Below are 18,516 nucleotides of genomic sequence, written 5' to 3'. Positions count from 1 at the left end.
GAAGACCTCGCCCCCTGGCACGTACGCCGGGGCGCGAGGTCTTCGGTCGTCCGGCGGAGCGGAGAGCCGAAGGCCCGAGCCCCAACCGCTGCTCCACGCAACCCCGTTGATTCGACCATGTTCTCGTATAGCTGCCGCCACCCGACAAGTACCAGAGAGTGACTTACCGTCACTTCTGTTGATGGGGCTGGGTGAGGATGACGAAGTCGGCGTGGGCCTGGGCGACGGCTTCGGGGTACGCCTGGGCCTTCCCGTGCTCGGCCAGCGCTCGGTAGATGCTGGCCAGACCGGGGTTCTGGCCCTTGCGTTTGCCGGTGGGGATGATCAGGTCGGGGCGGATTTGCTCGACGGACTCGCCTGCTGCCCGGCGCCGCAGCACGGTGTGCAGCATGTCGTCGGTGATGACGGGGGGTCGGCCGCCGTGCTTGCCCTTGCGCGAGGCGGCGTCGAGTCCTTCGAGGGTGGCTTCGCGGATGCTTTCGCGCTCGGTCTCGGCCATCGCGGCAAAGAACCCGAACAGCATCCGCCCGGGACCGGACGGGTCGTAGATGCCGGGCAACGGGCCGGCCAGCATCTCCAGCACCAGGCCGTGGGCGGTGAGGTGGTCGGCCAGCGCGGTGAGCTCGGCGGCGTCCCGGCCGAGGCGCTTCATCTCGTACACGGTGAACAGCACGCGGCAGTGCGGGGCGTGGGCCTTGATCTCGCGGGCCAGGGTGAGCGCGGCCTCGAACTGCGGGCGGACCCGGACCCGGCTGCCGATCTTCTCCGAGAAAATCTTGTCGCGGGGAATGCCGTGCGCGCTGAGCGCGTCCGTCTGTGACTGAAGCTCCTGGGTGAGGTGGCTGCACCTCGCGTACCCGATGCGGATGTCGGCGCCGGGGGAGGTCCGTCTCGGGCGCGGCCGGCGGCGGGGTGCCGGGCCGCCAGGGCTGGCCAGGGCCGCGGTCGGCCGGGGTCGGCACCCGCAGCAGCTTGGCGAGCCGGGCGACCTTCTGGATGGGTGGTCGGGGCGTAGGGTCGGGGCGTGGCTGATCAGATACAGAAGATCGTGAGGGGGTTGCCGGAGCTTGCGGATGTCACCAGCGTGTGGGCGGTGGCCGATGGCCGGGTAGCGCAAGGGGATGCTGCCTTTGCTGCTGACCTTGGCATCGCTCTCGCCAGGACGTACGGCACCGGGGGGCAGATGCGGCAGTACCGAAGTGTCTTCGACCATCTGCTTCGGCTGTTGGCCACCACCGCTGGCCCCGACAATGTCACCCAGGCGCTGCGGCTGGTCTCCTCTGCTGAGGTCACCGGCAGGAAGCTGGATCGCTACACGGCCTCGTTGCTGGCTTCCAGCCATGAGGCGGCGGACCTGGCTGCGGCGTTCACCGGCCGGGCTTCGGAGGAGCTTCGGGCCTGTCTGGTCCATGAGCTGGTTCTCAGGGGTGTGGTCGTCGGGGAGGTGCCGGGGATCGCTGGGTGGGCGACGTCGCCGCATTGGAGTCATCACCCGCTGGGCTGGCTGCCCCTGATGCGGTCCGGTTTGGAGGAGGGCGCGGATCTGCCGAGCTACAGCGTCCGCGGCAGTAGCCACGCGATGCCGTACGGACCATTGGAGAGTCGCGAACTGGTGGTGGACACCGACGCGCGTGTGCCGGCGACGGAGGAGACGACCACCCCGGCCACCGCCACCGCGATGGGCACGGCCGTGGCGAACTGGGCCAAGGAGTCCAACGGACGCATCGAGGCGCGCGCGTTCGACCTCGCCGAACCCCTGGACGTCGAGTCCGTCCCGGCCGTGCTCCTGGCACTGGGGCTGGAGTGTCTGCACGGGGCGGGGAAGAAGACCCCTCTGTCAGTTGCTGTCCGTCCGCCGGCCCAGGCATGGCGGGTGCTCTTCGCTGCGGCGTCAACGGGAGGGGCGTACAACTCGGGCTCCTACGGTGCCTACGGCCGTCTGGCGGCCTGGCAGTCCCTGGCCGCGCTGGCCGGAAGCCCAGAAGGAACCAGCGCTGCTGAGGTCGAGGCACACGTACTGGACTGCGTCTGGCACGGCTTCGGCGCCGACACCAAATGGTTCGAGCAGGTGGCCTGGGACATTGGTCTGGCCGCGCTCTCCCCAGGTCGACGGCGCCTGGCCGTGCTCGCTGCGACCGACACCGACTGAGTCGGCATCTGTTCGTGCGTCGAGGAGTCGGGCAATGTGAACTGCGCGTACCCTGCCGGGATCAGCGCGTCTCCAGCGGGTCAGCCTGGCCGAGCAGCTTGGCGAGCGGGGCGCCGGTGCGAGCGGCGACCCTGCGGCGGGCGTGAAGCTGGGCACGGGTACGGGGGCGGAACTTCGGGTCCCGCCCGCAACCGCATGGCTCGAAGCCCTCGTAGCGCAGCCCGGAGTTGAGGACCACGGCGACGACCGACCATGCCCTCCGATTGCTGCGTCGGGGTGTCGCGAAGTCGTGGCCGGTACACAACAGCGGCCCGGTGCAGCGCGGGCATGCCGCACGTGGCACAGCGTCGCCAGCAGTGTCAGGCGCATCGGCGGCTTCATCCGCGCCAGGTTCGCCGGGTACTCCTTGGACGCCCTCGCCCGCCAGGCGTCCACCATCTTCTCCGACACGTCACCGAACAGGTCCGCTGGCAGGTCCAGCGTCCGCACCCGCTCCAGCTTGTTGACCTTCGCCAACAGGCTCTCCAGGCCCCGCGCCCCGGGGTCTGTCTTCAGCTCGCTGAAGAACGACCGGCCACCGCCCGCAACCGCTCCCTCGCCCGGCTCGCCGTTGGCGACCAGGTCCTCCAGCCCCGAGCGGGTCATGTGCGACAGCCGATCCACGGTTGTCCGACAGAACCGGGTGTCGAAGTCCTTCATCGCCTTGCCCACAAGGCGCCGGACCCTCGCCGGGGCTGGCGGTTCGATGTGATCGTTGCGGCACCGGGCCACCACCGCCTCGGCCAGGCGATCCGGGACAGTTCCACCGGGCACAGCTCCGTCGTCAGCCACTCCGCCAGCTCTCCTGGTCCTCCTCGGCGGACTCCCGAAAGCCGAACGCCGTGCGGATCTCCGCCCGGTGACGGGTGACCGCCCGACCCTGCCAGTCGTAGGATGCCCAGTCCTCCGCCGGTACCTTCACCCGCTGGGCGACATACGCCCGGCACGACTTGGTCCCGGCCGCTGGCGTCCGCACGGCCTCCGCCGACGAGCCGACGACCGAACACGACCGCCACGAAGCGCTGTTGCGAGAAACGGCGTCCCGCGTAGCGGCACCCTGAGCGCTCGACGCGCCTCCCGAGTGCACGCACCCGTCAACGGGAGACGCTCAACACGCTTGCCGGGCAAGCGAGTTGCCCCGGACAAGGCCCGAATCGTCCCGATTCCACCGACGTTCGGATATGACGTAGATCACGTGAAGGAAATGTAAGCTCATGGGCAACTCTTTGCGGGACCTGTCGGTCTCCTTTGCGTACTCATCGCTGACGTCCCGCCATTTGAGGTTTCCTTCATGAAGATTCGCCGTTCCCTCGCGCTGGCCGCCGCGACGGCCGCCGTCGCCCCGGCCATGTTCCTGTCCGTCCCGGCCGCCTTCGCGGCGGACGGCCAGAGCACCGCCGTCACCGACACCACTCCCACCGACGGGGAGACCGAGGGGACCGACACCACGGCGCCCGGCACGGAGGACACGACCCCGACCGGCGAGCAGACCACCGAGGCCACGACGGAGACGTCCGCCTCCGAGACCACCCCGGCCGACGACACCGCGTCGGAGAGCGCCACCAGCACCGCCTCCACGTCGGCGTCGGCGTCGGCGTCGGACGAGCCCAGCGCGTCGGCCTCGACCTCGGCGTCCCCCTCGGCCTCCGTGTCCCCGTCCGGGCTCCCGGAGTGCGACGACAGCCGCGAGCCCTCGGTGGACGAGCACCTGCGCACCGGCATCTCCGGGCTGCCCTCGAAGATCGTCGCGGGCAGCGGCTTCCACGGGTTCGAGCTGAACGTGAAGAACACCGGCGAGAACAGCTACAAGCGTGTGGACCTCGGTGTCTTCGCGGCCCAGGTCAACCACGACGACCTCGACGCCGACACCAGCCACCTCACCCTTCAGTACAAGGACCCCGAGTCGGGCCGCTGGGTCAACATCTCCCTCGACGAGAACGACGAGGGCGCCGGTTACCTCGGCTACACCGACGTCCAGGCCCACGAGTCCTTCTCCATCGACCTGCGCCTCGCCGTGGACAGCAAGGCCCCGGCCGGCCAGGGCTTCGCCATCAGCATCGGCATGTACGCCGACGACAAGGGCAACTGCGTCTACGCCGACGACGAGAGCTACTACGAGTTCAACATCCTCGCCGCCGGTTCGCAGCCCGGTCACCCCGGTGACGCCAAGCCCCAGGGCGGCCGCAAGCCGCTGCCCACCAAGAAGCCCACCGGCAACACCCAGATCGACCCCCAGGGCACCCTCGCCTCCACCGGCTCCAGCTCCGCCCTCCCCACCCTCGCCCTCGCGGGCGGCGCCGCCGTCGCCCTCGGCGTCGGCGCGGTCTTCATCGTCCGCCGCCGCAAGACCAGCGGCACCAACACGGCCGTCTGACCGACCGGTTGACCCCAAGCGGGCCGCACCCCCGACCCAGGGGTGCGGCCCGCTCCGTGTTCGTACGGGGCGATGGCGGCGCATGGCCGGTACGCGGCGGTGTCGGCGCGGGACCCGTACGGGGCGGCGGCACACGCGCGCGGGACGCGCGCGATGTCGTCGCCGTGGAAGAAGTGATCGGAACCGACCTGGCGGTCACGAGGTGGACGTGCCGCACGAAGTCGGCGTACACGGCGAGCGAGCGCAGCGAATACCTCGGCTCGTCGCGGCTGGTGCAGCGGGAGGCGTTGGTCTCCCTGGTGAGGATCTCGGCGGTACCGCGCTCCTGGTACCGGGCGCTCGGAGCGGCAGAGCGGTCGAGCAGCCGGGGTGGAGCAGTCGAGGCCGGGCAGCATGGGGCGGGCAGCCGTCCGGCCGACCGGCCCCGGAAGGCGTGGCTCAGCCCTCGCGGACCGCCAGCTCCAGTTCCTCGCGGAGCAGGGCCGCCGTCTCGGCGGGGCGGACCAGGAAGGGGGAGTGGCCGGTGTCCATGCGGACGACGCGCTCGGCGCGCCCGGAGAGGAACTCACCGGCCTCGGCGGGGACGGCCGCGTCGTTGACGCCGATGACGTAGGTGCTCGGGATGGCGTGCCAGGCTGCCCGCGTGACCGGCTGCTCCATCGACGCGACCGAGTGCGGGCCGAGTGCCCCGGCAGCCGCCCGCGCGGCCTCGGGGGTGAGGTCGTTGTAGAAGTGGTGCTCGGCGTTCAGCATCTCGTAGTAGCCCTCGCCCACGTGGTCCATGCCCCAGAAGGGCGGCGGGGTCCCGCCGACCACCTTGAGCACCGACTCGCCGACGTCCAGCATGAACGCGTTCAGGTAGACCAGCCGCTTCACGGCGCTCACCCCGGCGAGCGCCTGGGTCAGGGGCACCCCGCCGTACGAGTGCGCGACCGCGACCACCGGACCGCCGACGCTCTCCACGGCCGCGCGGATCGCCGCCGCGTCGGCGTACATGTCCCCGAGCCGCGACGGCGCCACCGGCGCGCTCGACGGGTTCTGCACGGTACGGACATCCAGGTCGGACAGTTCCTCGCGGAGCAGGTGCCACATGCTCTCGCGGTGCCAGGCACCGTGCACGAGGACGAGCGTGGGGGTTTTCGTTGCCATTGCGTGTCTCCACAGGCCGAGGAACACCGGCCGTGAAGACCGGAACCCCCAAGGGGCCGCCGGGCGAGGGCGCCGATCGGGAGGGTGATTTTAAACCATTTAACGGCATATTCGGGCACTGGTGGAGGCGATCCCACGGAGGGGCGAGAGTCGCCGAGAGGTCGCCATTGTTGCCGTCGCCACTGCCGTTGTTGCCGCGTGCCTGTTCTGCGGTCGTCAGACGTTCAAACCGGCGTGCGGACGCGTTCGTCGCCGCGCGGTGGTGCGGGAGCCCGGACCCGCGCCCTCGGGCGCCGTTGGCGGTCGGCGTGTCGTGGACAGCATCCCGGCAGCACGGTCCGGCACGGGTCCGTACGACGGGCTCGGCACCATGATCCGATCGGGAGACGCGAGATGGCCACGGAGTTCCAGCGGCGCAAGGTCGAGGCGATGTTCGAGGCGTTCGACGCCGACGACAACGGGTTCCTGGAGGAACAGGACTTCGAGGCGCTCGCCGCCCGCTGGGGCGTACTTCCCCGCGTGGCAGCCGACCCGGAACTCGCCGCGCGGGTGCGCCAGGTGATGCTGGGCTGGTGGCGACACCTGGCGTCGGTCGCCGACACCGGCGGGGACGGCCGGATCGACCTGGACGAACTGCTCGGCATGGTGGACCTGCTCCCCTCGATGCCCGAAGCGGTGACGGCCACCGCCGACACCATCTTCGACGCCGTTGACGAGAACGGCGACGGCCGCATCTCCCGCACCGAACACCGCCGCCTCATCGACACCTGGCACGGCCTGCCCATCGACACTGCCGACGTCTTCGACCGGCTCGACCAGGACGGCGACGGCTACCTCGACCGCTCCGAATTCGCCCTCCTGTGGACCCAGTTCTGGATCAGCGACGACCCGGCGGAACCGGGCAACGTGATGTGCGGCCCGGTACCGGAAACGTCACACACGTAGACCGGGCAAGCGGCGATTCTGGCTGGGCGTACAAATGGGTCAATGGTCCACTTGGAAAAATATCCATACTTCTAATCCACTGTTGAGGAAAACCCGACACATCCGTGTGTCCCGTGTCCGATCATGGGTCCGTCGGTCGGATCGGCGGGATGGGCGCCGGGAACGGGGGATCGGATGGCCGGGCGGGACACGCACGCGACCACGCTGGAGGACATCGCGCGGAATCTGCGCGAGCTGGCGGACACGGTGTCGGCGGAGGCGGAGGTGGAGCGCACGGGAACGGCCACCCCAGCGCCGTACGGTTCCGCGCCGCACCGGTCCACGCAGTACAGCTCTACGCGGTACGCGTCCCCGCCGTACGACTGCGCGTCGCGCGAGACTTCGCCGTACGAGAGCTCGCCGTACGACACGTCGCCGTACGGTCCCGCTGCGGGACCAGGCCCCGCCGCCGCTGTCCCGGACCGTCCAGGCGTCACGTATCTGCACGGCACGCCCGAGATACAGGCGGCGATCGACCACGCGGTCGCGCGCGCCCGCTCCGAGATCCTCACCGCCCAGCCGGACGGCGCCCGCCCCGCGAGCCGACTCGCCGCGGACCTGGACAGCGTGCGCGGACGCCTGCTCGCCGGGGTGTCGATGCGCACGCTCTACCAGCACAGCACCCGCTTCGACGAGCCCACCAAGGCGTACGTCCGCGCGGTCACCGGCCACGGCGCCCAGGTACGTACCCTCGCGGAGTTCTTCGACCGCATGATCATCATCGACCGGGCCACCGCCTTCGTCCCCGGTGCTACGGAGCGTGTCCCCGGACGCACCACCGCGGTCCGTGTCTGCGAACCCGCCGTGGTGCGCTTCCTGACCGACGTCTTCGAACGCGCCTGGGACCGCGCCGAGCCCCACCCGTTCCTGCCGGTCCGCGCCGCCGAGGCCGCCATCGACGTGGTCCCCGCGCTGCGCACCGCCATCCGCAAACTGCTCGTCGAAGGCAGGACGGACCGGGAGATCGCCCGCCGCCTCGGCATCAGCCTCCGCTCACTCCAGTCCCACGTCGCCCACCTCAAACACCGCTACGGCGCCGAACACCGTCTTCAGCTGGGCTACTTGATGGGCAGAGAGGAGGAGGCTCGCCCACCGCCCACTCCTCGCCCACCGCCCACTCCTCGCCCAGCCGCCTCCGATGTCGCCACCGCCACCGCCGCCCGCCGCCTCAGTCGAAGTCCAGCCCTCCCGTACGCGTCCTCTTCAGCTCGAAGAAGCCGGGATGCGCGGCCAGAGTCCGCGTAGCGTCGAAGAGCCGAGCGGCTTCCTCACCACGGGGGATCGCGTTGAGCACGGGACCGAAGAAGGCGATCCCGTCGATGTGGATCGTCGGCGTCCCCACATCCTCGCCCACCGGGTCCATGCCCTCGTGGTGACTCTTGCGCAACTGCTCGTCGTAGACGTCGCTGTCGGCCGCGGCCAACAGACGTCCGGGCAGGCCGAGCGCCGCGAAGGACTCGGCGGCGACCGCCCGGTAGTCCTTGTTCCTCCCCTGGTGGATACGCGTGCCCAACTCCGTGTAGAGATCGGCCAGTACCTCCTCACCCAGCTCGTGCGCGGCAGCCGTGCACACCCGGTTCAGGGCGAGCGAGTTGTCCACCAGCGTGCGATACCACTCCGGCAACTCCCGTCCCTCATTCAGCACATAGAGGCTCATCAGCCGGAACCGCAGCTCGATGTCGCGCAAATGGGCGACCTCGGTGATCCACCGGGAGGTGATCCAGGCGAAGGGGCAGGCCGGATCGAAGTAGAAATCGACCTTCGGGACACGGGTGTCGGACACAGGACTCCTCGGCGGTGGCGACCGTGCGGGTTCGCACACCCCACCCTGCAAGGCCGCGCCCCCGCGAAACCACCACCCTCATCGTTCACATCCCCGCACTGCACAAAATCCGGGGATGCATAACGCCCATACCGGTACGGCCACAACTGCCCGACAGGAGACGGCTTCCCACGCGAATACTCGACGGACGACCGCTCGACCGCTCACGGACGGAGCACGAAACTCCGCGTACGGCCGCCGCTCCCGCCTGCTGCCCCGCCCGTCGCCCCATTCCTCCAACACCACCCGGACACGCCCCAGATGGGCGGGGGTGAGTTCGACCGGGGGCCCGTCCGACTGGTGGGTCGTACGCACCGGACAGCCCACGCCGGGTTCGCCGGTCATCTCGACATGGCAGCCGAGCACATGGTCACCGTGCGCATGTGTGTGCAGCACCCATAGGGGATACGCACACACCTCTGCTGCCGAGCGACCCGTTCGGCGAGGGTCCCGTCCATCATCCGGGGCGTCGGGAAGAACTCCGCCCACACCGTGGCCCCGGTGTCGATCAGCACGGCCCGTTCGGCGCCGCACAGCAGATACAGGAACGGCGCCTCGTAGTGCACCGCCGTGCTCTGCCGCCGAACGAACGGGTGCTCGTCGCCGGCGTGCACCTGGATGTCGGGGTCCGTGTTGTGCTTGGGCGACGGAGATCCGTGGATTCAGCGCACCCCGAGCGGTCGCGCGACCCGCGGACAGCCCCCGAAACCGCCCACACCCCGGCACCCTCCACACCTCGGCACCCTCCACACCTGCGCCCATGTCGCCTCCGCACACACATTGCCGCGACCGTCCGGGTGCGGACCACATGTGGTCCGAAACGGACACCGCACGCCTCCGCCGGGCGCTACTACCCCCAGTCGCCCCGACAGCGCTACCGTGACCCCGTGAGTCAGAAAAGCGAATCGACCAATCTGGGTTCCCCCCGCGTCTGCTCCATCGCCGACGCGCTCGACGTCGTGGGGGAGCGCTGGAGCCTGCTCGTCTTGCGCGAACTGGGCTTCGGTGTGCACCGGTTCAAGGACATCCAGATCAACACTGGCGCCCCCCGCGAAACCCTCGCACTGCGCCTCCGCAAGCTGGAGGACGCCAGCGTCATCGAGCGCCGCCCCTACTCCGAGCGCCCCCCGCGCGACGAGTACCACCTCACACCGATGGGCCGCGACCTCCTCCCCGTCCTCCGCGCCCTGCGTGAGTGGGGCGAACGCCACGTGACCCCCACCCACGACCACCCGCCGACCCTCGAGGGCTGACGGCCGCCGCCCCGGCGCTGGCGACCACTCCTGCGGCGAGCCCCCTGCCGTCCCTCCTCTCAGGGTGGGTTTGATTTTCGAACCGACTGTGCGAAGCTTGACCCAGTGAGTCAGATAATCGAACTCACTACACCTTGGCCGCTCCGGCCACTCAAGCCATTCCGACCACACTCCGGGAGCCCCGCATGGCACCCACGCCTACGCCCGCGACCACCTCCACCGGCCCGACCGGCCTCCCCCTGCAAGGCGCCACTGCCCTCGTCACTGGCGGCGGCCGGGGCATCGGCGCCGCCGTGAGCAGCGCGCTCTCCGCGAGCGGCGCCCACGTCGTCCTCGTAGGCCGCGACAAGGCCACCTTGGAACGCCACGCGGCTGGACTCCCCGGTCCCGTGACCGTCCTGCCCGCCGACCTCGCCGCCCCCGGCGCCCCCGAACGACTCGTGAACGACGTGGTCGAACGCCTCGGCGGCGTGGACATCCTCGTCAACAACGCCGGAATCGGGTCCGGCGGCCCCAGCGACACGGTGACCGCCGAGGACATCGACGCCGTCCACGCCCTCAACGTCCGCGCCCCGCTCCTCCTCGCCGGCGGCCTCGCCCGCGTCATGGCCGGACGCGGTGGCGGCGCGATCGTCAACGTCTCCTCCGCCCTTGCCGAACGCGGCATCCCCCAGAACATGGTCTACGCCGCCTCCAAGGCCGCCCTGGAAGCCGCCACCCGCTCCCTCGCCGCCGAGTGGGGCCCGAGCGGCGTCCGCGTCAACGCCGTACGCCCCGCCGTCACCCGCTCCGACATGGCCGCCGCCATCACCGAGAACGAGGCCGCCGCCCGCGCCTACGTCACCTCGGTCCCCCTCCGCCGCGTCGCCGAAGCCGAGGAAGTCGCCCACCTCGTCCACTTCCTGGTCTCCCCGGCCGCCTCCTACGTCACCGGTCAGGTCATCTCGGCGGACGGCGGCTGGGGCGGCACAGCGGCGTCGATCTTCGGAGGCTGAGGGGAAGCCCGCGGTACGACCGAAATGTTTCCACCGGACACCGGCGCGGAGATACAGTCCCGCCAGGGCGGATCGGGGACCAGGAGGGCCGACGTGCTGGAGGTCGTGGCGCTCAGCGCGCTCACCGCGTTTCTCGCATCAGTGGGGAACGGTGTCGCAGGGGAGATGGGCAAGCAACTCCTGGTGTCCACCGGCACGTTGGTGCGGCGTACGACAGGACGCCCGGCGGCGCTGCCGTCCGCGCCGGACGAACAGGCGTCCCTGGCCGATTTCCTGCACACCCGACTGGGGCACGACGCCCGGCTGTCGGACGAGTGGGCCCTGCTGCTGGGCGCCTCCCGGCACGCGCCGGGAACGCTCCGCCGGGGCGCCTGGCTCCCGCCCGCGCCGCGCCACTTCACCAACCAGCAGAAGGCCCTGAAGCAGCTCACCAAGGAGGCGGCCCGCCCCGCCGCCGGGCGACCGCGCGTCGCGCTGCTGTACGGCCCGCCCGGCATCGGCACCACCTCCGTCGCCCTCAACTTCGGTGCCGCGCACGGCGACCGCTTCCCCGACGGACGCTTCCACGTCGATCTGCGCGACGCGGCGACGGACGGCGGCCCCGGCCCCGCGGCCGTCCTCTCCCGCCTGCTCACCCAGATGGGCGTCTCCCGCGACGAGATGCCGTCCTCCGGGGCCGACCGGGAACGGCTCTACCGCCAACTCACCGACGGCCGCCGGGCCTTGATCGTGATCGACCACGCGACGACCCTCGCCCAGGTCCGCAGCCTCACCCCCGCCACCCCGGACGTCCTCCTCCTCGTGGTCGTCTCCGGACAGCCCTTCGCCCTGGAGGCCGAACGCGTCGAGGTCGGACCGCTCAGCGACCGCCACGCGACCCAGCTGGTCCGCCAGCTGGTCCGGCAGACGGCGGGACCGGAGAACCTGGCGCGCTCCGACACCCAGATGCCCCAGCTCCTGCGCCGCTGCGCCGGAAACGCGTACGCCCTCGCCACGGCGGCGGCCCAGTTCGGCACCCCGGCCCTGACCGCCGCCGGGCCCGCGGGAGACGGTCAGGAGATCCCGCATCCGGTACGCGAGGCGGCCCGCCGGGCGGCCGGTCTGCTCCCGGCGCCCACCGCACGCCTGTGTCGGCTCGCCGCGCTCGGCGGCTGGCCGACCCTGGACGCCGACCTCGCCGCAGCCGCCGCTGGCAGCGGCACCGGCCCGGAGGAAGCCGTGGCCATGCTCACCCAGGCGGCCGAGGCAGGCCTGCTGGAGTCCGTCGAGATCGGCACCTACCGCTTCCGGCCCGAGGTCCGCCGCTATCTGACGGACACCGCCGGACCCGAGCACGGGATCGCGGAGTGCTCCGCCGCCGTCCACCGCACCCTTGACGCCGTACTCCTACGGGCCCTGCACGCCGCGCACGCCGCCCTCCCGCAGAGCTGGCGCACCGAAGCGGCACCCGCCGAGGGCACCCCGTACCGGGACGAGACCGAGGGCCTGAAGGTCCTGGAGGCCACGGCGGGCAACGTGATCCGTGCCGTTTCTCTCGCCGAGGAGTACCAACAACCGACCACCGCACTCCGGTTGGCCCGTGCGTTGTGGCCGCTCCAGCTCAAGGTCGGGCGCTGGGACGACATACTCCCCGCACTGCGCGTCGCCGTACGGGTGGCCGGGACCCACCAGCCGGACACCCGCACGGCAGGCGGCCTGTACTTCCAACTCGCCCACTGCCTGGACCAATTGGGGCAACGGCAGGACGCCGACCGCGCCGCACTCGCCGCCGTGGAGAGCGAGCGCGCGGCCGGACACCCGCGCGGCGAGGCGTCGGCGCTTGAATTCCAGGGCCTGCTGAGCCTGTACCGCTGGAAGTTCGAGGAGGCCCACGAGAGCTTCATCGCGGCGGGCCGCGTGTACGCGACGATCACTTCCGGCCAAGAGGGCGCGGCGGACCTGCCCCGCGCGCTCGCCCTGCTCGAACGCCACAAGGGACGCGCACTGCGGGGCCTGGGCCGACTCGACGAATCGCGTCAACTCCTGCTCTCCGCCATCGATTTCTTCAAGAACCAGGGCGAGGACTACAACCGCGCCCGCTCCCTCACCGACCTCGCGGAAACCCTCCACGACACCGGCGAGGACGCGATGGCCCTGGAACGGATCACCGAGGCCGAGGGACTGCTCACCCCGTCCGCCGTGCCGCACCTCCAGTACCTCAGCGACCTCCGCCGCCGCTGCGAAGCCGCGAGGTGAGCGGTTCCACGGCCACCCCGTGCACCTGCCCGGCGGCATGCGTCCGCAGGACGACCCCGTCCGGCGGGACCCGCTGCCCCGACGACAGCCACGCGTACAGGGACGAGGCGTAGGCCGCCGGGTCGGCGTCCGCGCCGTCCAGCGCGGACAGCAGGAACGCCGCGCCGTCCCGCGTCCGTACGGCACAGGCGTCCGGGCCGCTCACGAACACGGCCATCCCGCACTGCGTATGCCGGGCCAGCACCTCCGCCGTCCATGTCTCCCAGCCGCCCAGACGGGGATCGTCCGGCCGCCCGTCCCGCACGATCACGTCCGCCACGTCGAGACCGCCCGGATCACGGGTGTCCTCGTGCACGGCCACATGCGCGTCCCCCTCCGCGCCGTACGGCGTCACCACCGACCGCTCGATCCGCACGTCCACACCCTCGGCCCGCGTCCGCACCCGCAACATCACCGTGTGGCGCGGCGGTTCGTACGCGGGCAGCGGCAGCGGCTCCAAGAGGGCGGGCGCCACCGGCTCGGGAAGGTCCATCAACTCGTAGAAATGGCGCCGCAGCAGCAGCGCCGACTCACCCGGTACCGACGTGACGAACTCGGCGGCATCGGTCAACTCGTCTTCCTTCAGTACGAGTTCCTCCACCTGGGCACGCAGCGAACCGTGCGGGTCGAGGCGCGGCGTCCGCCGTACGAAGTCCGCGAGCGGCGCCTCGGGATCGAGCCGGTCCTCTCCGCCGTCCGCGAGCAGCACCGGCACCCCCAGCGCCGCCGCGTAGTACGGCACCGAGCCGAAGTCGCCCACCAGCGCGTCCGCCGCCACCAGGGCCTGACGCCAGCCGTGCACGGGATCGATCAGCGCCAGCCCGCTGCGGCACGCCTCGTCCAGCCAGGCCCGAATCTGCCCCGGCCCGTGCCCGTACCAGATGTTCGGGTGGAGCACCGCCGCCAGCCGGTAGTCGTCGGCGGGCAACTCGGCTGCCAGGCGCGGCAGTAGCGCGGGCAGGACATCCGGCCCACCACTGCCGAAGAGACCCTCGGGGTTCCAGGTGGAGTTCAGGACGACGAGCCGCTGCCCCCGCCGGACCCCCAACGCCCGCCGCTGACGCTCCCGGTACGGGCGCGCCGCCAGCATCCGGTCGTAACTCGCGTCCCCGGCGACGACCCCGGTGTGCAGGGCCTCCGGACAGACCCGGCCCAGCCGCTCCAACTGCTCCGGATGCGAGAGCAACAGCCCGTCCACATAGGGCTCACCGTCGTGGAGCAGCCACTCCCGAGACAGCCCGAAGGTCGGTTCACGGCCCTCGACTCCCGGCACGGCCAGCTTCTTGGTGTAGCCCACACCGTGCGACAGAACGCTCAGTTTCCCTTGTAACAGCGGCAGTTGACCACCGAAACTGGCCGATATCGCCAGATCCGCCCCCACCTCGACCGCCTGCTCCCAGGGCACCACAGGCAGCCCCAGTTCGGCGAACAGCTCCCGCACCCCGCCCTGGAACGCGGACGAACCGGTCGAGGTGACCAGCAGCTGCACCCGGAAGTCGTTGTGGAACAAAGGGAGTACGTCGAGCAGCCGCCCCGCGGAGGTGACGTTGTGGACGACCAGCAGCACGCGACGGGAGACCTGCCGACTGGTCCACCGCTCGGAGCCCTCACCGATCGGCACGCGCAGCGGACGAGGCTCGCCCGGCCCCATGAGTCACCTCCAGAACGCGCACCACCCGACCAAGGCCCCAACTCTATCCAGCCCCCCGCCACCCCACCGGCCCCTCGCACGCACACCACAAGGACCACCGCCACCAGGAGGACCACCATGCACCCCGACCGCGTACAGCTCTGGTCCGGAGCAGCCGCCCTGGGCAGCCTGATCCTCCCCCTGGTGGACCGGGAGACGTGGCGCCGCCCCCGCCGCCACGAGGAACTGACAGCCTGGGGGCTGCACATCACGGCAGGCGAACGCATGATCACCCTGATCGCCGCCCTCACCACCTACGCGACCGCGCTCGACGAGGACCTACGGGCCGACGAACTCGACCAACTCCCGCTGAAGGCCGTCCTGGAGGCGGCAAGCACCAATCAGGCGCACGAACTCCTCACCGGTCTCCCCGCCCCGCTGCCCGCCACCGAGGACCAACTGGTCCTCTCCGCCTACCGCTTGTGCGTCCACCGAGGTGACCGCGACCTGACCGCCCTCAGCCTCCACCGCCTCGCTGCCGAGACCCGCCGCGCGCTGACCACCGTCACGAACAGCCTCCACCCCCCTTCCCCCACCTGCGGCGACCTCTTCCGCGAGGCCGCCGCGTCCGGCACCGTCGGTGTCCGGTACGGGCCGTCGTAGGCGCATCAGATCAGCGTGTACTTCGGGAGCAACTCCTTCTGAATCCGCCGCGCGTAATGCGCCGCCTCCTCGGTCGGCGCCGTACCGCCCGCGTCGATGGTCGCCTGGAGCCCCGCGTTGTACGACCACAGCGCGAAGTCGATCGGATTGCCAGAGAGTCTGGTGGTCCGGAGCCGGGTGAAGAGGTCGCACATCATGCGGGCCTGCGCCGGGATGGCGTCCTGGGGGTCGAACGGACTGTTCACCCCGTCCCCGTCGGCATCCCCGCCGCACTCCGCCCAGATCTCCGGCCTGAACTGCGCCAACCCCTGTGCACCGATGGGAGATTGCGCATCCGGGTCCCAGTCGGACTCCTGCTCCAACTGCGCCGCCAGCAGAGGAGCGGAGGCCAAGTCGCACGTCCGCCCGGCGGACTCGACAGCGGAGACGAACTCTCCAGGAACGAAAGCCGTGTTGAGATTCGAGGCACCGGAATCGAGCGCCGTGAGTCCACCCGGTCCGCCCCGCTCACCGGCGGCACGCTGCCCCTCCCCGGCGGGCGCGTGCGCACCGGCCGCTGCTCCCGCCCCCGGCCGTCCTCCTGCCTGCCCACCGCACGCGCTCAGCAGCAGACCGCCCGCGACGGCGGCGACGACCACGAGTCCCGCACGCTTTCCCGCCATGCCCGTACTCCCGCGTCCCGAGCCCGGTGTGTCCGGGGCTTCGGAATGCAGCACGGCTCAACGACGGACACGGGTCGTCACCGTACGGTGCGGTAGCGGTCCCGTGGCAGAACATGGACGCATGAACACCCAGGCTCCAACCCCGACCGACTGTTCAGCCCCCAACCGACTGTTCAGCCCCGGCAGTCGGGCTTCCAGTAGACGGGCTTCGAGCAGACGGGCTTCCGGTAGGCGGACTCACACCCCGCTGCCCCCCCCGCCCCCCCCCGCGAGCAGCCGCTCCAACGGCCCCGGCACTCGCCCCGCCTCCAGCCGCGCGACCAGCGCCCCCGCGTAGAGCGCCTTGCGCCCACTGTGCGTCCCCATGAAGCGCCGGAGCTGGTGCTCAACGGGCCTGTCCCGCTGGGCGGGTTGCCCCTGGAAGGTACGGAAGGGCCGCGTCTCGCCCTGCTCCTCGATCACCCGCTGTACGGTCTCGGGACCGAGGGCACGGATCAGCTCGTCCTCCAGATCCGCGACGCAAACCTGGAACCCCAACTCCGCCAACTCGTCCCGGTCCACCGGCGATCCGAGTCCGACCCGCGCAAGATGGCGGCGGAAGTGCCGCTCCTCCCCGATGTCGCAGAGCCCGGCCAGCGGCAGCCCGAGCCCCGGCGGACCGCAGACGTCCAGGAAGTGCCCGATGCTGGTGGCACCCCCGAGCGGCACCACCGCCACCCCCTCGGCACCCAGATCCCGGCCCCGCCGCGCGGCCAGCGCTTCGAGGGCGACCTCGTCGCTGGCCCCCTCCACGAGGACCACCACCGTTACTCCACGGGCCAGTTCACGCGCAACGACCGCGCCCGCGGCGGCCTCCTGCCCACCGGCCGCCCAGACGGTCACCGCCCGTCGGAATCGCCTCAGCTCGTCCACGAGACCTCGCTTCCCAAAGCCATCGTGGCACGCCCCAACCGCCGTACGCACTCGTGTTTCACCGCCCCGGAACAGCCCCGGCCCCGCCCCCTCCCGGCGGGGATCAGAGGTTGGCGTACCCCGGAACACTCGCCTTGATCCGCTCCAACTCCCTGGCGTCGGAGACACCTTGGAGGTCGTGCCGGGGCGTGTACGGCGCTTCAAGCCGACGTGCCTCCTCGTCCGTGAGGTCGAGATCGAGGGCGGCGACGGCGTCGTCGATCTGCTGCACCGTACGGGCGCCGACGATCGGCGCGGCGACCACGGGGTTGCGGCGCAGCCATGCGAGGGCGACCTGGGCGCGGGTGACGCCGTGAGCGTCGGCGACGGCGCCGACCTCGTCCAGGATGGCGCGGTCGCTGTCGGCGGTGGCGCGGGTGTACAGCATGTCGGCGTATACCCCGTCGGTCGCGGCACGCTCGGTGCCGCCCGACTGGTCGGCGGGCCGGGCGAGCCGACCGCGCGCGAGCGGGCTCCAGACCATCGTGGCGACACCCTCGTCCGCGCAGAGCGGCAGCATCTCGCGCTCCTCCTCGCGGGCCAGCAGGTTGTAGTGGTCCTGCATGGTGACGAACCGGGCCCAGCCGTTCCGCTCCTGGAGGTGCAGCACCTTGGCGAACTGCCAGGCGTGCATGGAGGAGGCGCCGAGATAGCGGGCCTTGCCCGACTTCACCACGTCGTGCAGCGCCTCAAGGGTCTCCTCCAGCGGCGTCTCGTTGTCGAGCCGGTGGATCATGTACACATCTACGTAGTCGGTACCGAGCCGCCGCAGGCTGTTGTCGATCTCGGTCATGATCGCCTTGCGGGACAGTCCGCCGCCGTTGGGGCTGCCGGGGCGCATGGTGTGCCGCACCTTGGTGGTGACGACGACCTCGTCCCGGCGCGCGTAGTCCTTGAGCGCCCGCCCGAGAATCTCCTCGCTGGAGCCGTACGAGTACATGTTGGCGGTGTCGAAGAAGTTGACGCCCGCCTCCAGCGCGTGCCGGATCAGCGGCCGACTGGACTCCTCGTCCAGCGACCAGACGGGATGACCTCGGTCGGGTTCGCCGTAGCTCATGGCGCCGACGGCGACGGGGGAGATGTCGAGGCCGGTCCTACCCAGTTTGATGTAGCGCACGGGCGCTCCTAAAATCCGGATCGAGAGAAAGCGGAGAACTCTCCGAATGGCTACCGAAAAGCTAACGGAGAGATCTCCGCTTAGCAAACGGCACCCGCCCCACCCCACATAGCCCCACCCCACATGGGCCCACCCCACATGGGCCCACCCCACATGGGCCCGCCCTGCATAGGTCCGCTCCACATGGTTCCGCCCCACATAGCCCCGCCCCACACCCGCACCACCACGGAAGTAGGGCGAACGACCACAGCAAGCACCCGTCACCGACGACCACCAGGAAGCCCGCCCCGCAAAGCCGCCCACCCCAACCACCTCACCCGAGCGCCGGGGGAGCACCAGCACCCCGTTAAACCACCGGGAGCCACCCCCTGGCCTAGCTGTCACCACCGAAGAACCACCCTCTAACCTCCGCCACCCCCCCCCCCCCCCCCCCCCCCCCCCCCCCCCCCCCCCC

At 71.0% G+C, this 18,516-nt stretch carries 17 protein-coding genes; 8 read left to right on the top strand and 9 right to left on the bottom strand.

Features of this window, described 5'->3' with window-relative positions:
* Positions 1 to 169: 169 nt before the first annotated feature.
* Entirely contained in the window at positions 170 to 1,117 is a 948-nt protein-coding gene (locus KUM39_RS13585) for a recombinase family protein (protein WP_246620090.1), read from the bottom strand.
* Between KUM39_RS13585 and KUM39_RS13580 the strand changes: the two genes are divergently transcribed.
* Positions 1,025 to 2,149 carry a DUF6183 family protein gene (locus KUM39_RS13580; protein WP_217785851.1) on the top strand — a complete coding sequence of 375 codons (1,125 nt, stop codon included), beginning with the start codon at positions 1,025 to 1,027 and terminating at the stop codon, positions 2,147 to 2,149. The two genes, KUM39_RS13585 and KUM39_RS13580, sit on opposite strands and share 93 nt — an antisense overlap.
* Positions 2,150 to 2,210: 61 nt before the next feature.
* On the opposite strand, the gene KUM39_RS13575 is transcribed toward KUM39_RS13580, so the two are convergent.
* The gene (locus KUM39_RS13575) at positions 2,211 to 2,387 is read right to left on the bottom strand and encodes a hypothetical protein (RefSeq protein ID WP_246620089.1); all 177 of its coding nucleotides are present in this window, start codon (positions 2,385 to 2,387) and stop codon (positions 2,211 to 2,213) included.
* A 1,092-nt stretch (positions 2,388 to 3,479) separates the two neighbouring features.
* Between KUM39_RS13575 and KUM39_RS13565 the strand changes: the two genes are divergently transcribed.
* Positions 3,480 to 4,562, top strand: a complete 1,083-nt coding sequence (locus KUM39_RS13565; RefSeq protein ID WP_217785849.1) for an LPXTG cell wall anchor domain-containing protein — start codon at positions 3,480 to 3,482, stop codon at positions 4,560 to 4,562.
* 438 nt (positions 4,563 to 5,000) lie between these two features.
* Here KUM39_RS13565 and KUM39_RS13560 read toward each other — a convergent pair whose 3' ends face one another.
* Entirely contained in the window at positions 5,001 to 5,711 is a 711-nt protein-coding gene (locus KUM39_RS13560) for an alpha/beta hydrolase (RefSeq protein ID WP_217785848.1), read from the bottom strand.
* 393 nt (positions 5,712 to 6,104) lie between these two features.
* Here KUM39_RS13560 and KUM39_RS13555 point away from each other — a divergent pair, with 393 nt between their 5' ends.
* Both KUM39_RS13555 and KUM39_RS13550 read left to right on the top strand, forming a co-directional pair.
* Positions 6,105 to 6,656, top strand: coding sequence for an EF-hand domain-containing protein (locus tag KUM39_RS13555; RefSeq protein ID WP_217785847.1), 552 nt, complete (start codon positions 6,105 to 6,107; stop codon positions 6,654 to 6,656).
* Positions 6,657 to 6,830: 174 nt separating this feature from the next.
* On the top strand, positions 6,831 to 7,940 hold the full coding sequence (locus tag KUM39_RS13550) for a hypothetical protein (RefSeq protein ID WP_217785846.1): 1,110 nt from the start codon (positions 6,831 to 6,833) through the stop codon (positions 7,938 to 7,940).
* Here the strand turns inward: KUM39_RS13550 and KUM39_RS13545 are convergent.
* The gene (locus KUM39_RS13545) at positions 7,864 to 8,478 is read right to left on the bottom strand and encodes a mycothiol-dependent nitroreductase Rv2466c family protein (RefSeq protein ID WP_217785845.1); all 615 of its coding nucleotides are present in this window, start codon (positions 8,476 to 8,478) and stop codon (positions 7,864 to 7,866) included. The genes KUM39_RS13550 and KUM39_RS13545 overlap by 77 nt on opposite strands.
* Before the next feature lie 380 nt (positions 8,479 to 8,858).
* Positions 8,859 to 9,131, bottom strand: a complete 273-nt coding sequence (locus KUM39_RS13540) for a hypothetical protein (protein WP_217785844.1) — start codon at positions 9,129 to 9,131, stop codon at positions 8,859 to 8,861.
* A gap of 273 nt (positions 9,132 to 9,404) precedes the next feature.
* Between KUM39_RS13540 and KUM39_RS13535 the strand changes: the two genes are divergently transcribed.
* The 3 genes from KUM39_RS13535 to KUM39_RS13525 all read left to right on the top strand — a co-directional run bounded on the left by KUM39_RS13535 (position 9,405) and on the right by KUM39_RS13525 (position 13,000).
* Positions 9,405 to 9,770 carry a winged helix-turn-helix transcriptional regulator gene (locus tag KUM39_RS13535; RefSeq protein WP_308288116.1) on the top strand — a complete coding sequence of 122 codons (366 nt, stop codon included), beginning with the start codon at positions 9,405 to 9,407 and terminating at the stop codon, positions 9,768 to 9,770.
* 185 nt (positions 9,771 to 9,955) lie between these two features.
* Positions 9,956 to 10,765 (top strand): SDR family NAD(P)-dependent oxidoreductase, encoded by an 810-nt coding sequence (locus KUM39_RS13530; RefSeq protein WP_217785843.1) that lies wholly within the window; start codon positions 9,956 to 9,958, stop codon positions 10,763 to 10,765.
* Between the two features lie 93 nt (positions 10,766 to 10,858).
* Positions 10,859 to 13,000 carry an ATP-binding protein gene (locus KUM39_RS13525; protein WP_217785842.1) on the top strand — a complete coding sequence of 714 codons (2,142 nt, stop codon included), beginning with the start codon at positions 10,859 to 10,861 and terminating at the stop codon, positions 12,998 to 13,000.
* Here KUM39_RS13525 and KUM39_RS13520 read toward each other — a convergent pair.
* Entirely contained in the window at positions 12,963 to 14,690 is a 1,728-nt protein-coding gene (locus tag KUM39_RS13520) for a hypothetical protein (RefSeq protein ID WP_217785841.1), read from the bottom strand. The genes KUM39_RS13525 and KUM39_RS13520 overlap by 38 nt on opposite strands.
* Positions 14,691 to 14,807: 117 nt before the next feature.
* Between KUM39_RS13520 and KUM39_RS13515 the strand changes: the two genes are divergently transcribed.
* On the top strand, positions 14,808 to 15,332 hold the full coding sequence (locus KUM39_RS13515; RefSeq protein ID WP_217785840.1) for a hypothetical protein: 525 nt from the start codon (positions 14,808 to 14,810) through the stop codon (positions 15,330 to 15,332).
* A 5-nt stretch (positions 15,333 to 15,337) separates the two neighbouring features.
* Here KUM39_RS13515 and KUM39_RS13510 read toward each other — a convergent pair whose 3' ends face one another.
* The 3 genes from KUM39_RS13510 to KUM39_RS13500 all read right to left on the bottom strand — a co-directional run bounded on the left by KUM39_RS13510 (position 15,338) and on the right by KUM39_RS13500 (position 18,062).
* A complete protein-coding gene (locus KUM39_RS13510) occupies positions 15,338 to 15,994 on the bottom strand; it encodes a lytic transglycosylase domain-containing protein (protein ID WP_217785839.1) in 657 nt (218 codons plus the stop codon).
* Positions 15,995 to 16,231: 237 nt separating this feature from the next.
* The gene (locus KUM39_RS13505) at positions 16,232 to 16,906 is read right to left on the bottom strand and encodes an ATP-dependent endonuclease (protein WP_217785838.1); all 675 of its coding nucleotides are present in this window, start codon (positions 16,904 to 16,906) and stop codon (positions 16,232 to 16,234) included.
* Between the two features lie 103 nt (positions 16,907 to 17,009).
* Entirely contained in the window at positions 17,010 to 18,062 is a 1,053-nt protein-coding gene (locus KUM39_RS13500; protein WP_217785837.1) for an aldo/keto reductase, read from the bottom strand.
* Positions 18,063 to 18,516 lie beyond the last annotated feature (454 nt).

This window comes from Streptomyces corallincola (genome assembly GCF_019104725.1).
Lineage (GTDB): Bacteria > Actinomycetota > Actinomycetes > Streptomycetales > Streptomycetaceae > Streptomyces > Streptomyces corallincola.
Note: the sequence above shows the minus strand (reverse complement) of the source record. Positions and strands in the feature narration are given on the sequence as shown.

Coding starts and splice junctions, on each gene's coding strand:
- KUM39_RS13550 (WP_217785846.1), top strand. CDS start 6,831: ATGGCCGGGCGGGACACGCACGCGACCACGCTGGAGGACATCGCGCGG.
- KUM39_RS13520 (WP_217785841.1), bottom strand. CDS start 14,690: ATGGGGCCGGGCGAGCCTCGTCCGCTGCGCGTGCCGATCGGTGAGGGC.
- KUM39_RS13565 (WP_217785849.1), top strand. CDS start 3,480: ATGAAGATTCGCCGTTCCCTCGCGCTGGCCGCCGCGACGGCCGCCGTC.
- KUM39_RS13560 (WP_217785848.1), bottom strand. CDS start 5,711: ATGGCAACGAAAACCCCCACGCTCGTCCTCGTGCACGGTGCCTGGCAC.
- KUM39_RS13510 (WP_217785839.1), bottom strand. CDS start 15,994: ATGGCGGGAAAGCGTGCGGGACTCGTGGTCGTCGCCGCCGTCGCGGGC.
- KUM39_RS13515 (WP_217785840.1), top strand. CDS start 14,808: ATGCACCCCGACCGCGTACAGCTCTGGTCCGGAGCAGCCGCCCTGGGC.
- KUM39_RS13530 (WP_217785843.1), top strand. CDS start 9,956: ATGGCACCCACGCCTACGCCCGCGACCACCTCCACCGGCCCGACCGGC.
- KUM39_RS13555 (WP_217785847.1), top strand. CDS start 6,105: ATGGCCACGGAGTTCCAGCGGCGCAAGGTCGAGGCGATGTTCGAGGCG.